General features: G+C 37.2%; 13 protein-coding genes. 11 read left to right on the top strand and 2 right to left on the bottom strand.

Translation table 11 applies throughout. The features are described 5' to 3' along the window. Window positions 1-3 precede the first annotated feature (3 nt). Both I8T81_RS10570 and I8T81_RS10565 read left to right on the top strand, forming a co-directional pair. On the top strand, window positions 4-1734 hold the full coding sequence (locus tag I8T81_RS10570; RefSeq protein ID WP_198071105.1) for an ABC transporter ATP-binding protein: 1731 nt from the start codon (window positions 4-6) through the stop codon (window positions 1732-1734). 107 nt (window positions 1735-1841) lie between these two features. Then, a complete protein-coding gene (locus I8T81_RS10565; RefSeq protein WP_198071103.1) occupies window positions 1842-2501 on the top strand; it encodes an SOS response-associated peptidase family protein in 660 nt (219 codons plus the stop codon). A 53-nt stretch (window positions 2502-2554) separates the two neighbouring features. On the opposite strand, the gene I8T81_RS10560 is transcribed toward I8T81_RS10565, so the two are convergent. Beyond that, window positions 2555-2923, bottom strand: coding sequence for a hypothetical protein (locus I8T81_RS10560; protein ID WP_039251368.1), 369 nt, complete (start codon window positions 2921-2923; stop codon window positions 2555-2557). Between the two features lie 305 nt (window positions 2924-3228). On the opposite strand from I8T81_RS10560, the gene I8T81_RS10555 reads away from it, so the two are divergent. Both I8T81_RS10555 and I8T81_RS10550 read left to right on the top strand, forming a co-directional pair. Further along, complete coding sequence (locus I8T81_RS10555; protein WP_198071101.1) at window positions 3229-4086, top strand: 3'(2'),5'-bisphosphate nucleotidase CysQ family protein; 858 nt, start codon at window positions 3229-3231, stop codon at window positions 4084-4086. A 56-nt stretch (window positions 4087-4142) separates the two neighbouring features. Then, the gene (locus I8T81_RS10550) at window positions 4143-4877 is read left to right on the top strand and encodes a histidine phosphatase family protein (RefSeq protein WP_049065819.1); all 735 of its coding nucleotides are present in this window, start codon (window positions 4143-4145) and stop codon (window positions 4875-4877) included. A gap of 58 nt (window positions 4878-4935) precedes the next feature. On the opposite strand, the gene rpsT is transcribed toward I8T81_RS10550, so the two are convergent. Continuing rightward, window positions 4936-5202, bottom strand: coding sequence for a 30S ribosomal protein S20 (gene rpsT / locus I8T81_RS10545; protein ID WP_002117906.1), 267 nt, complete (start codon window positions 5200-5202; stop codon window positions 4936-4938). A gap of 212 nt (window positions 5203-5414) precedes the next feature. Here rpsT and I8T81_RS10540 point away from each other — a divergent pair, with 212 nt between their 5' ends. From I8T81_RS10540 to I8T81_RS10510, 7 genes are all read left to right on the top strand, one after another. Then, complete coding sequence (locus I8T81_RS10540) at window positions 5415-6080, top strand: Rossmann-fold NAD(P)-binding domain-containing protein (protein ID WP_191106473.1); 666 nt, start codon at window positions 5415-5417, stop codon at window positions 6078-6080. A 12-nt stretch (window positions 6081-6092) separates the two neighbouring features. Next, complete coding sequence (gene rraA / locus I8T81_RS10535; RefSeq protein WP_198071100.1) at window positions 6093-6599, top strand: ribonuclease E activity regulator RraA; 507 nt, start codon at window positions 6093-6095, stop codon at window positions 6597-6599. A gap of 24 nt (window positions 6600-6623) precedes the next feature. Then, window positions 6624-7403 (top strand): glutathione S-transferase N-terminal domain-containing protein, encoded by a 780-nt coding sequence (locus I8T81_RS10530; RefSeq protein ID WP_086497279.1) that lies wholly within the window; start codon window positions 6624-6626, stop codon window positions 7401-7403. A 145-nt stretch (window positions 7404-7548) separates the two neighbouring features. Continuing rightward, the gene (locus I8T81_RS10525; protein ID WP_086497280.1) at window positions 7549-8481 is read left to right on the top strand and encodes a Dyp-type peroxidase; all 933 of its coding nucleotides are present in this window, start codon (window positions 7549-7551) and stop codon (window positions 8479-8481) included. Window positions 8482-8565: 84 nt separating this feature from the next. Next, entirely contained in the window at window positions 8566-8922 is a 357-nt protein-coding gene (locus I8T81_RS10520) for a hypothetical protein (RefSeq protein WP_198071098.1), read from the top strand. A gap of 134 nt (window positions 8923-9056) precedes the next feature. Next, the gene (mfd, locus tag I8T81_RS10515; protein WP_198071097.1) at window positions 9057-12518 is read left to right on the top strand and encodes a transcription-repair coupling factor; all 3462 of its coding nucleotides are present in this window, start codon (window positions 9057-9059) and stop codon (window positions 12516-12518) included. Between the two features lie 199 nt (window positions 12519-12717). Continuing rightward, window positions 12718-13152: an HIT domain-containing protein gene (locus I8T81_RS10510; RefSeq protein WP_004701924.1), complete on the top strand. Its 435-nt coding sequence runs from the start codon at window positions 12718-12720 to the stop codon at window positions 13150-13152. Window positions 13153-13169 lie beyond the last annotated feature (17 nt).

The following is a 13169-nucleotide window of genomic DNA, read 5'->3' as shown; positions in this document are numbered from 1 at the left end:
CTAATGTCAGAACAACAAAAAAATGTCCCATTACTCCACATTGAAAACTTACGTGTAAGCTTTAAAGGTGAAGACAAGCAGTATATCGAAACTGTTAAAGGAATCTCCTTTGATATTCCAGCAAATACCACTGTCGCTTTAGTTGGTGAGTCGGGTAGTGGCAAGTCAGTTACTTCTTTGGCAACTATGGGCTTACTACCTGTAGGCCAAAGTAAAATTGATGAAAAAAGTAAGATTGTTTTTGAAGGTCAAGACTTACTCAGCTTATCCCGTAAAGATATGCGAAAAATCTGTGGTAAAGATATTGCCATGATTTTTCAGGAACCGATGTCATCATTAAATCCCGTTTTTACGGTAGGTAATCAAATCGCAGAAGTGTTGTGTTTACACATGGGTATGAGTCGTAAACAGGCCCGTCAACGTGTTTTAGAGTTACTCAAAGAGGTCGGGATACCTTCACCAGAAATGAAAATTGATGCTTATCCTAACCAGCTGTCTGGTGGTCAACAACAACGTGTCATGATTGCAATGGCGATTGCTTGTGAACCTAAGTTACTGATAGCCGATGAACCGACTACGGCACTCGATGTCACCATTCAAAAACAAATTATTGATCTGCTTGAATCGTTGCGTCAGCGTCGTCAAATGTCGATGCTCTTTATTACGCATGATTTGGCCTTGGTGGGTGAAATTGCAGATCAAGTGATTGTCATGCGTCATGGTGAAATTAGAGAGCAGGGACTTGCAGAACAAGTTCTAGAGCAACCTAAAGATGTATATACCCGAGCATTGCTATATTGTCGTCCTCAAATGTCACAGCGACCTTATCGTTTGCCTGTGACCAGCGATTTTATGCGTCAAGAAGACAATATATTGGTAGAGCAAAGTTTTGATGTTTCAGAAATTCCACAGCGTAAACGTGGTTTAAATGGCGATGAGCAAATCGTCTTAGAAGTAAAGGATTTGAAAAAAAGCTTTTATAGCCGTAAAGGGTTATTTGGCAAGGAAGAATTTCAAGCAGTAAAAGGTGTTTCTTTCAAACTGGCAAAAGGGAAAACGCTTGGTTTAGTGGGAGAGTCTGGCTCAGGCAAAACTACTGTGGGCTTGTTACTTATGCGTTTACACGAAGCAACCGGTGGTGAAGCCTTAATTGAAGGTAAAGATATTCTTTCATTAACTGAAAAAGAGTTTGCTAAATATCAGCGGAAGATTCAGATCATCTTTCAGAACCCATATGCTTCGCTTAACCCACGCTTTACCATCGGGCAGATTTTATTAGAGCCTATGCAAATTCATAACATTGGTAAAGATGATGCGGAGCGTAAACAAATTGCACTTGGGTTACTTGAACGAGTTAATTTACCTGAACAAGCTTACTATCGTTATCCACATGAGTTCTCTGGTGGGCAACGCCAACGTATTGCTATTGCACGTTGTTTAACGCTAAAGCCTGAAATTTTAATTTGTGATGAGTCTGTTTCGGCACTTGATGTTTCAGTTCAGGCACAAGTACTTAACTTATTACAGGACTTACAAGATGAGTTTGGACTAAGTTATATCTTTATTTCACATGATTTATCGGTTGTGAAATATATCTCGGATCAAGTCATGGTCATGAATCATGGGGAGGTTGTTGAAATTGCCAATTCGGATGAGCTCTATGCACATCCTCAACATGACTACACTAAGCGATTATTGCAGGCGATTCCACAAGGCATTCAACACGTTTCATAAGCGTAAAGTTATGTCGTTAAGGGCACTTTCGAGTGCCTTTTCATTTGGTTTATGTGGTAAATGCTTATAAAATAAGAGAAGTAAAAGTATAGTGTTTTATTCTTGCTATGTGTGCCAACTTTAAACCTTTAACGCTTGCCCAATTACAGCAACTTCAGTTGCCTGTGGTCGGCTTTAGCTATGCCGATGAGGTTTATCCTGCTGGCACAACGCCGCTATTATTCAAATCACCGCAAGGTCTTGAATGGCGTGAAGTCATGTTTGGATTAGTTCCCAAATGGGCGGAAGATACAAACATAGCAAAACATACTTATAATGCGCGTCACGAAACAATTTTCCAAAAACCGAGTTTTCAAGAAGCAGCACGTAAATCTAAGTTCGGCGTAATTCCCGTGACGGAGTTTTATGAAAGTAAATATATAAATGATAAACCTGAGCGATGGGCTGTACGCCGTAAAGATGGAGAGGCATTTTTCATTGCAGCAATCTATGAAATTTGCAAAATGAATGAAACCATTGTTCGTTCTGCAAGTATGTTAACCATGGACGCGATTGACCATCCTATGATGAAAGACTTTCACGAACCGGGCGATGTCAAAAGATCAGTCATTGTGATTCCACATGACCGTTTAGATGAATGGTTAAGTTTAGAAACACCAGATATTTCGAGTTTTGTTGAAGGTTTTCCTGTTGAGGAGTTTGAATGTTTACATGTTCCCAAAGAGAAAATTATAAAACCAACACCTCAATTAAGTATATTTGAATAGCAATAGTGGGGCTAGGTTATTGGCTTAATTGTTAAGTCAACAACCCTTTATACTTAGTCAATATTCTTACTTAAAGTTTGTACCTGATCATCATGTGCTAGATAAGCCAATTCAATTGGTGAAATTACAAAAGTTGAGTTATCTGAGGTTTGTTTAAATACAAAGCCATATTCAAACGATTGAGTATTTTTACTTGGTAACCAAAATAAATAAGGGCAACCTGTATAGCTACCGTCCCAACCCATTTCTTTAGCCAAAGCTAAAGCGGTATCTGACTTAGCAATAATTTCTTTAAGTGATTCTTTGTCTCTTTGAGACACATCACCATCATCGTCTGCAAATGTTTGTAAAAACTCGTTTAATGGGGTTAAGTCTTCCCAGTTATTTTCAATTGTTGAGAAATGATATCCATATAGCATCATATTTTAGTCTTCCGTTTTGTTATTGTACTATTGAACATAACAAGAAATGCTTGAAAATGAAATGTTTGAATTTATGTTAAGTTGTTTATTTTTCATAAGTTAGAATAGAATTTATATACAAAAATTAATGTTATTTTCTTTTGAATATAAGTACTTTACTGATTCAAAATTTAAAGCAAAGCTTATGAAAAAATTGTAATGATTCAATTAAAAAGAATGTATTTTTAAGGATACTAGACTCTTGTTGAATACTGAATTTGTCATAATTCACTTATAATGAAAAGGAAAGTAAATAGAGCTTATTTATGTTTATAACAACAACTCGTCCCAATGATGCCTTAATTGAACAGCTGCTACCAATCTTGGAAGAGGCTAGTCAGATTTTATTACAAGAATATCAAAACTATTCAGCAGGATATGAGTTTAATATTCAAGAAAAACATGATGATTCACCTGTAACTCAGGCAGATTTAAAGGTAAATCAATTTTTATTAAAACATCTTGCAGAAATTACACCAGAGTTACCTGTCTTATCAGAAGAAAGTGACTATAGCGCTCGCCATGACTGGTTTTCTTGCTGGATGTTAGATCCGCTTGATGGTACCAAAGAGTTCATACATGAGCGGGATGAGTTCACGATAAACTTGAGTTTGATTGAAGGGCGTGAAACTATCTTCTCTGTAATCGTTGTACCTTGTGAACAGGTTGTTTATTTGGGTTATTTAAAAGAGTTGCCTTTTAAATATAGCTTTAGCCAACAACAATGGTACCAATATCAAAAAGAGCCGTATTCAACACAAGCACCTGTACAAATTGGTTTAAGCCACAGTAGTAAAAATCCGAAATATCATAAATTTATTGAACCGATTGAAAAAAACCGTACCGTGATTCGACGTGAAGCGGGTAGTGCTTATAAGTTTTGCATGATGTTAGAAGGTGAGATTGATATTTACCCTAGATTTCATCCTACCTCTGAATGGGATACCAGCTCAGGTCAGGGATTATTAGAGAGTATAGGTGGGGGGGTACTCACCTTAAAAGGTAAACCCTTTGAATATAACCAGCGTGATACTGTATTAAACGGGGGCTTTATCGCATTTCGTGATCAGGAAAGCAAAAAAATAGCATTTGAAGCTTTGGCTCAATCGGGTGTTTTGGATTGAGAGTTATGCCAGACATGTTATAGTGACAAAGTATTGAAAAAAGATGACACGATAAAATGGCACTCGATTTATTGCCTAAAAGCATGTTTGAAGCAATTGATTTATTGCCAGATGCTTCAACCCCTGTAACCCTTTTTACACGGCACTCGCTGAGAGAGTTGGTCGATGGGCAAGGCTTGGCAGGATACGATTTGCAACTTACTCCTCAAGGGCGTGAGCTAGCACAAGCATGGGGAAGCTATTTAATTAAAAATACGGACCGTGTGATTCAACACTGTATATCTAGTCCAATCCAACGTTGTGTAGATACTGCGGCGCTTATGATTGAAGGTGCAGATGGGGTAAGCCCTGAGCCGAATACACATACAATTGAAATTGTTGAACAAGGCTTACTAGTAGAACCTGGGAGCTTTGTACTCGATATTCAACAGGCTGCTCCTTATTTTCGTAAACAAGGGGCTTTGGGTTTTATTAATAGTTTTGTGAATAACGCATTACCTGGTATGAAACATCCCATTACGGGTGTTTTAGACGTGTTGGAGCTAATTTATCAGACTCATCCTAAAACGAAAAGTGGGTTAAGTTTAGCTGTTAGTCATGACACAATCATTGCTGCGATTGTTGCTGTAATTTCGGGTAATAATCAGATACAAAAGGCAGATTGGCCTGCAATGATGGAAGGTTTGTTTGTATGGTTTGAAGGGGATGAATTTCCCAACTGTAAATTAAAGTGGATTTGGAGAGGAAAGGCTTATGAGTTGGACGTATCAAAATTTCATAATGAACAGTAAAAGCAAAAAATATAGATAATAAAAAAAGCCCTATTGGGCTTTTTTTATATGCTTCAAATTAGTTAGCTAACGCTTTAACTTGAGCATTTAAACGGCTCTTATGACGAGCAGCTTTATTTTTGTGGATGATGCCTTTATCAGCCATGCGGTCGATTACAGGAACAGCTTTTTTGTAAGCTTCTGTAGCAACTGCATAATCACCACCAGCGATTGCACTTAAAGTACGTTTGATGTAAGTACGAACCATAGAACGCAAGCTTGCGTTGTGTTTACGCGCTGTAACGTTTTGACGCGCACGTTTTTTAGCTTGAGCAGAGTTTGCCACTCTTGCACTCCTTGAAAATAAGTTGGTCTGGGCGGGCTGTGGTCAATCCAGTAAACTGGTGTAACCATCACCAGCCCGTAAACAAGTGCCATATTGTGATGAATCAACACCGTGAAGTCAAGCCTTGCGAGCATTTTAAGCGGTTTTAGGGGCTGCTAAAAGCGTAAGAAAAGGTTAAATTTGAAACAAACTTAAAGAAGGTTGGATAAAAAATGACTATAAGCAAGAAAAAAGCAATTGTAGTAGGTGCTACAGGACTTGTTGGTTTAGCTCTTGTAGAACAGCTTGAGCAAACACCAGAATTTGAAGCAATTACGGTAGTAGTAAGAAAAGAATCGCAACTATTTAATACATATAAAAAAGTTACTCAACTAGTCATAGAGGATTTTTTATTACTTAATGACGAAGACGTAAATGATCATACTCATGCATTTAGCTGCTTAGGTACAACTCTAAAAATAGCAGGTTCAAAGCAAGCCTTTTATGCTGTTGACTATGAAATAAATGCTCATTTTGCCGACTTGATCCAAGATAAATATATTCATTTCTTAATTGTGAGTGCGCTTGGAGCAAATGCTAAGTCACCAGTTTTTTACAATAAAGTAAAAGGACAACTCGAAGACTATATTCAAAGTTTAGATATTGAAAAATTATCGATTTTCCAACCATCTTTATTAATTGGTAAACGTAGCGATGTGCGTTTTATTGAAGATTTAGGACAAAGCCTATTTAAATTCATTGAAAATAAATGGCATAAACCATTCAAATATAAACCCGTTACTGCTGAGCAATTGGCTCATACCATGGTCGTAGCGGCGCTAGCGCAAATTGAAGCATTTAAGCGATATGATAATCTGAGCATACAGCAAACTCGATAAGGGAGAATAAAAGTGTCTACAGTACCATTTGTGACATGTGATTTATTGGATGATAACCCAGAAAAAGATTTACAAGTGGTCATACCCTCAATGGATGGTAAGTTCTTTAAAAGTTATGGTGCGCGTCAAACCTTTGGTGGACAAGTTGTAACTGTAAAGTGCTTTGAAGATAACTCACGTGTAAAAGAGTTATTGGCAACGGATGGTACAGGGAAGGTGTTGGTTGTGGATGGTGGTGCTTCAATGCGCTGTGCACTTATGGGAGATATGATTGCTGAGTCGGCAGTTAAAAATAACTGGAATGGCGTGATTATTTACGGCTGTGTACGAGATGTTGATGCACTTGCAACTCTGGATTTAGGTGTACATGCATTGGCAGCAATTCCACAAAAAAGTAATCGTAAGGGCATTGGTGAAGTAGATCTTCCTTTGTATTTTGGTGGAGTCACAATTCAATCTGGAGATTTCATTTATGCAGATAACAATGGAATTGTGATTGCTAAGGAAAAATTAGTTTAGCTCCACAATATAAAGGAACATGACATGGTGAATCATCAAATTAAAGTGCTGCAAGCAGTAGCATCTGCAATTGCTGAGGGTGGTAGAGGGGTTACAGGTACAGCATTTCCTAATCAACCTGTTAAAGCATTAAAACTCTATGAATTTGAGGGTTCACCATTTTGTCGTCGTGTTCGTGAAGTGATTACACTTTTGAATTTGGATGTTGAAATTTATCCGTGCCCTAAAGGAGGAACAAAGTATCGTTCAGTTGTAAAACAAATAGGCGGTAAATTACAGTTTCCTTTTTTTATTGATGAAAATACAGGCGATAAGCTATACGAATCACAAGATATTATTCATCACTTATTTAAACATTATGGAAAGACAGGACAAACACCTCAGAAATTTTCAAATTATCCAAAAATGCCATATCTGGCATTTGCAGGAACGTTATTGAATGGTGCACGTGGAGTCTGGATTAATAAAAAAATAGTAAATAGAGTTGCACCTGAGCAAAAACTTGAACTATGGAGTTTTGAAGCAAGCCCATATTCGAGAGTAGTAAGAGGTTTGTTATGTGAACTTGAAATTCCTTATATTTTGCATAATGTTGCAAAAGAAAGATGGCAAGATATGGGACCTGCTATTCTTCGCTTAAAACCGGGTAAATATGTACCTTTAAAAGATGGGAAAAGAGAAAAGTTGTTGCCGATTATGCAAGGTAAAATGCAAGTACCTTATCTGGTTGACCCAAATACAGGGGTTAAAATGTTTGAATCTGCTCAAATTGTAAAATATTTAAAACAACAATATGGTAGTTAAGATAAATTAAAAAAACTTAAAAGAGATTGGAGAAATTCAGTCTCTTTCAAGACATAAAAAGAATAAGAAATCGTACGATAAAAAAATGAGTATGCTAAATTACTACCGTAAATTGTGAAAAATAAGGCCTGTTTTTATGGAATGTATGAGAATTCAGCCAGTAACAAGTCATCCTGGAGAAAATGCATTATTTATTGTATTGGGGTTAGCTCAAGGTGATTCTGTTGTAGAAAAAGTAAAAGATTTTGCTGCTAATTTTTCAGCGTTAACTCGAAGTTTGTCTAATCGTTATCCAGAAAGTAAATTTAATGCCACATTCGGTTTTAGCTCAAATGCATGGGATGTTTTATTTCCAGAGCAAGCAAAGCCTCAAGAATTAGAAACATTCCAAGAAATAAAAGGCCCAAAGTACACAGCTGTTTCAACACCTGGTGATTTATTCTTTCATATTCGTGCTGATCGACAAGCTCTCTGCTATGAATTGGGAAGCATAATCAATGAACAGTTGGGTAAAGTGACTTATCCAATCGATGAAGTACATGGTTTCCGTTATTTCGATGGTCGAGCGATTATTGGCTTTGTAGATGGGACAGAAAACCCTGAACCTGTCATTGCTGCGCAGTGGGCGCTAGTGGGTAGTGAAGATCCTGAGTTTATCGGGGGAAGTTATGCATTTATTCAAAAATATACTCATGACATGGAAAAATGGCGTGCTTTAAGCGATGCAGAACAAGAAAAAGTGATTGGACGCAAGAAGTTTAATGATGTTGAACTCGGTGATGATGAAAAGCCTTTAACCGCCCATAATGTGGTAAGTAAAGCGCATGATGCAGAGGGCAATGAACTAAAAATTATGCGTGCCAATATGCCTTTCTCGAATCCTTCAAAAAATGAATACGGTACTTTTTTTATTGGTTATTCTCGTAAATTTAGTACAACACGCCAAATGCTTGAAAATATGTTCCTAGGAAATGAACAAGGTCATCTTGACCGTTTACTTGACTTTAGTACTGCGCAAACAGGTACTTTATTTTTTGTACCGACTGTAGATTTCCTAGATGATTTGGGTGACGAATAGTCGCTAGAAATTAATTAAGCATAAGTGATGGAGGCGAATAAGTTGCCTCCATTATTTACATTGAAACTAATATGATGTGATGAAATGTTTAAAAAGTTAAACCAGCTTTTTCAAGGCTCGAAAGAGTCACCAGAGCAAATATATTTACAAGAGAATCAACTTAGTTTTGATTCTGAGCGTGGACCCGTAATTAAAAATATTGTCATTAACGAAAAATGGTCAGAGCATCTTGAATATTTTTCAAATCGTAAATTACAGAACTTTGATGATTTACGTAAGTTATTTCAAATTACGCCACAAATTAATGAAAAAATCGACTTAGAGATTGCAAATCAGCGCTATGTTGAAAGATTGGGTAATACTCAAGAAAAGTTACTTGAACTTAAAGCAATCATACAAATATTGAACCAATATTATGTGATGTTTCTACGTGATAAATAAGTTCAAACATTTGTTTAAGAACTATAAAAAAGTATCGTAAAGTAGTAGCTTGATTTCAGAAAAATAACTCAATTCAATAAAAACATCATGCTACTATTAACCTCATATCTTTTTAGCTCATAAAAGCCATATACATGTTTCAACAAGAAATCTCTCAATTGAATTTGCAACAGCTCAAGGCCGGTGAAAAGCGTTGGGTGGGGTCATTATTAGGTTCATCAGCCGCTTTATTGCTTAAAGAAATTGCGACTCAGCATTCTTCTTTATTAGTTTTAGTCGCTCGAAATAACCAGCATGTTGCACAATTAGAAAGTGAACTTGAGTTTTATGGAATAAAACCGACAATTTTCCCTGATTGGGAAATTTTGCCTTATGATCGGTTATCTCCGCATCAGGATATTGTCTCGGAGCGTCTTGCGATTTTATCGAATATGCCGCATCAAGGCGTATTACTCATCTCAGCAAGTACTTTGGCTCAACGCGTTGCACCTTATTCATGGGTTTTAGGTAAACACTTTGATATAAAAGTGGGACAAAAATTTGATTTAGAACAGCAAAAATTAAGATTGGTTCAGGCTGGCTACCACTTAGTAGATACAGTATATGATCATGGGGAATTTGCGGTACGTGGCAGTATTATGGATATTTTTGCATCTGGGCAAGAAGCTCCTATCCGTATAGACCTATTTGATGATGAAATTGATTCTTTAAAATTCTTTGATCCTGAAACCCAAAGAACAACTACAACGCTAAAAAGTTTTACAGTTTTACCTGCTAAGGAATTTCCATTAAAAGAAGCACGGTCAGTTTTTAGAGATCGTTATTCTGAGTTTTTCCCGACAGCAAACCCTAAGAAAAATCCAATTTATCAAGATGTTTTAGATGGTATAGCATCTCCAGGAATTGAGTTTTATTTACCTTTATTTTTTGATAAAGAACAAATGCAATCGCAAAGTATGTTTACAACGTACTTACCAAAGAATTGTATTGTAATTACAACTAATGATGTTGATATCGATTTAACAAACTTCTGGAAAGAAGTTATGCGTCGTTATGAAGATCGACGCCATAATATTGATCAACCTATTCTTGCTCCTGAAGAGTTATTTATTTCTCCAAATCATTTGTTGAGTGCTTTAAATCAGTTTCCACGAATGCTTGTGAGTGCGGAAACGGTTGAAGAAAAAGCTGGTGCACTTAACCTTAAAACTGAACAACCTCCTAAATTACCAGTCGATCCCAAAAAAGAAAAACCATTTACCGCTGTAAAAAAATATATTGATGATGCAAACCATCCTGTTCTATTAGTTGCGGAAAGTGCAGGACGTCGAGAAAGTTTAAAAGATGCATTGCGTTCAAGTTTGGGGGAAATTCCGAATGTAGAGAATTTTGAGCAATTCAAAACCAGTCAATTTGCAATTGCGATTACCAATGCACCTTTAGACCGTGGCTTACTTATAACTGATCAATTAACAGTTATTTCAGAAAATCAGCTTTATGAACACCGAGTTGTACAGCGTCGTCGTAAGCGACAACAGGAAGTTTCTGAAGAATTTCTGATTCGAAGCTTAACTGAGCTTAGTATTGGTGCTCCTGTTGTGCATATTGATCATGGCGTGGGGCGTTATGCTGGCTTAATTACACTTGCTATCGAAGGGCAAGACTATGAGTTCTTGCAACTCGATTATGCTGAAGATGCTAAAGTTTATGTCCCAGTAACAAACTTGCATCTGATTAGCCGTTATAGTGGTGGTGATCCAGATTTAGCACCATTACATAAAATTGGTACAGATGCTTGGAGTAAGGCAAAACGTAAGGCTTTAGAACAAATTCATGATGTTGCAGCCGAACTTTTACATATACAGGCACGTCGTCAATCAAAACCTGGCTTTGCTTTTGAATTAGATCAATCGCTTTATATGCAATTTGCAAGCGGCTTTGCGTACGAAGAAACGCTTGATCAGGCCAATGCAATTGAAGCCACACTGTACGATATGCAACAAGCAAAACCAATGGATAGATTGGTGTGTGGCGATGTAGGTTTTGGTAAAACTGAAGTTGCCATGCGTGCAGCGTTTGTTGCAGTACAAAATGGTAAACAAGTTGCAGTTTTAGTTCCTACTACATTGCTCGCTCAACAGCACTATGAGTCTTTTAAAGACCGTTTTGCTGATTGGCCTGTCCGTATAGAAGTATTATCACGATTTGGCTCAAACAAAACTCATGTGAAAAATATTGAAGACTTGGCTGATGGTAAAGTCGATATTGTGGTAGGTACACATAAGCTATTACAAGAAAATGTTCAGTTTAAAGATTTGGGTCTAATGGTTGTAGACGAAGAACATCGCTTTGGTGTACGCGATAAAGAGCGAATTAAAGCTTTACGTGCCGATGTTGATATGTTGACTCTTACAGCAACACCAATTCCTCGTACGCTTAATATGGCTTTCTCTGGTATGCGTGATTTGTCAATTATTGCAACTCCGCCTGCACGTCGTTTAGCAGTGAAAACCTTCGTACAAGAGCATACAGATGCCTCGATTAAAGAAGCAGTTTTGCGTGAGTTATTACGTGGTGGACAAGTTTACTTCTTGCATAATGAAGTAGATACCATTGAACGAGCTGCTGAAAATATCCGTGTTCTTGTACCTGAAGCACGCGTAGCTGTGGCACATGGACAAATGCGTGAACGTGAGCTTGAGCAAGTCATGCAGCAGTTCTATCACAAAGAATATAATGTACTGGTATGTTCAACTATTATTGAAACGGGTATTGATGTTCCAAATGCCAATACAATCATAATTGAACGTGCAGATAAGCTTGGTTTAGCGCAATTACACCAACTACGTGGCCGCGTAGGTCGTTCACATCATCAGGCTTATGCTTATTTATTGATACCTTCAATCAAACACTTGAAAGGTGATGCTGAAAAACGCCTTGATGCAATTCAACGAGCTTCTACATTGGGTGCAGGTTTCATGCTTGCTACTGAAGATTTAGAAATTCGTGGTGCTGGTGAGTTATTGGGTGAGCAACAAAGTGGTTCAATGCAAGCGATAGGATATAGCTTGTATATGGAAATGCTTGAGAAAGCGACCAAAGCAATTCAACAAGGTAAAACGCCGAATTTTGATGCACCATTGTCGTTAACTGCTGAAATTAATTTACATATTCCTGCGCTTATCCCGGATGATTACTTAGGCGATGTTCATCAAAGATTATTATTCTATAAGCGTATTAGTAGTACCGATACTCAGGAAAAATTAGATAATATTCGAATGGAACTGATAGACCGTTTTGGTGTTCCTCCACAGTCGGTTAAGCATTTGTTTAGTGTGCATCAGATTCGCTTAAAAGCAGAACATTTAGGTATTACAAAAATTGATATTAATACTCAGGGGGGACATGTTGAATTCTCACCAGATACCCCAGTTCAAGCCATTAGTATTATTCAATTGATGCAAAAGAATCCGACCTATTATCGTATGGAAGGTGGTCAACGTTTAAAGGTAATGGTTCAGCTCGAAGAGTATGAAAAACGGATTCAATTTATCAATGATCTACTACAAAAATTGATGAGTGAACTACATGTCTGAGATATGTTTTTTTATAAACGATAACTGAGTAAGACATTTGTATTGCTACAATTGAAAGTTATGCACTATTTATACCTTGAGATATGAATAAGTGCATAAAATCATTATTATTTGTAAGCAAACAGGCTACTAATAATATTCACATCAAAACTGATGTGATAGTATTAGCCATTATTGTTTATTGTCATTTATAAAAGATATGTTTAGTTTGCATCCACAACTTGCTCAAGATACTTTTTTTGTAGGCGATTTTCCGCTTTCAACATGTCGTTTAATGAATGATATGCAATTTCCTTGGTTGATTTTAGTACCACGTGTACCAGGAATCACGGAATTATACGAATTGAGCCAAGCTGACCAAGAACAGTTTTTACGTGAATCAAGCTGGTTATCTAGCCAGTTAGCTCGTGTTTTTCGTGCTGACAAAATGAATGTTGCAGCTCTAGGTAATATGGTACCTCAATTACATTTCCATCATGTTGTCCGCTATCAAAATGACGTAGCTTGGCCTAAACCAGTGTGGGGTACACCAGCAGTGCCATACACAAGTGATGTTTTAGCTCATATGCGTCAGACCCTTATGCTTGCTTTACGTGGTCAAGGTGATATGCCTTTTGATTGGCGCATGGATTAAATCAATGTAATGCCACA

The sequence above is a fragment of the Acinetobacter seifertii genome (assembly GCF_016064815.1).
Taxonomy (GTDB): domain Bacteria; phylum Pseudomonadota; class Gammaproteobacteria; order Pseudomonadales; family Moraxellaceae; genus Acinetobacter; species Acinetobacter seifertii.
The sequence above is the reverse complement of the archived record's forward strand: the minus strand, read 5'-3'. Positions and strand labels throughout refer to the sequence as shown.

What these genes read in the sequence shown, in the direction of transcription:
- I8T81_RS10570 (WP_198071105.1), top strand. Translation starts at nt 4, where the DNA reads ATGTCAGAACAACAAAAAAATGTCCCATTACTCCACATTGAAAACTTA.
- I8T81_RS10565 (WP_198071103.1), top strand. Translation starts at nt 1,842, where the DNA reads ATGTGTGCCAACTTTAAACCTTTAACGCTTGCCCAATTACAGCAACTT.
- I8T81_RS10560 (WP_039251368.1), bottom strand. Translation starts at nt 2,923, where the DNA reads ATGATGCTATATGGATATCATTTCTCAACAATTGAAAATAACTGGGAA.
- I8T81_RS10555 (WP_198071101.1), top strand. Translation starts at nt 3,229, where the DNA reads ATGTTTATAACAACAACTCGTCCCAATGATGCCTTAATTGAACAGCTG.
- I8T81_RS10550 (WP_049065819.1), top strand. Translation starts at nt 4,143, where the DNA reads ATGGCACTCGATTTATTGCCTAAAAGCATGTTTGAAGCAATTGATTTA.
- I8T81_RS10540 (WP_191106473.1), top strand. Translation starts at nt 5,415, where the DNA reads ATGACTATAAGCAAGAAAAAAGCAATTGTAGTAGGTGCTACAGGACTT.
- I8T81_RS10530 (WP_086497279.1), top strand. Translation starts at nt 6,624, where the DNA reads ATGGTGAATCATCAAATTAAAGTGCTGCAAGCAGTAGCATCTGCAATT.
- I8T81_RS10525 (WP_086497280.1), top strand. Translation starts at nt 7,549, where the DNA reads ATGAGAATTCAGCCAGTAACAAGTCATCCTGGAGAAAATGCATTATTT.
- I8T81_RS10520 (WP_198071098.1), top strand. Translation starts at nt 8,566, where the DNA reads ATGTTTAAAAAGTTAAACCAGCTTTTTCAAGGCTCGAAAGAGTCACCA.
- mfd (WP_198071097.1), top strand. Translation starts at nt 9,057, where the DNA reads ATGTTTCAACAAGAAATCTCTCAATTGAATTTGCAACAGCTCAAGGCC.
- I8T81_RS10510 (WP_004701924.1), top strand. Translation starts at nt 12,718, where the DNA reads ATGTTTAGTTTGCATCCACAACTTGCTCAAGATACTTTTTTTGTAGGC.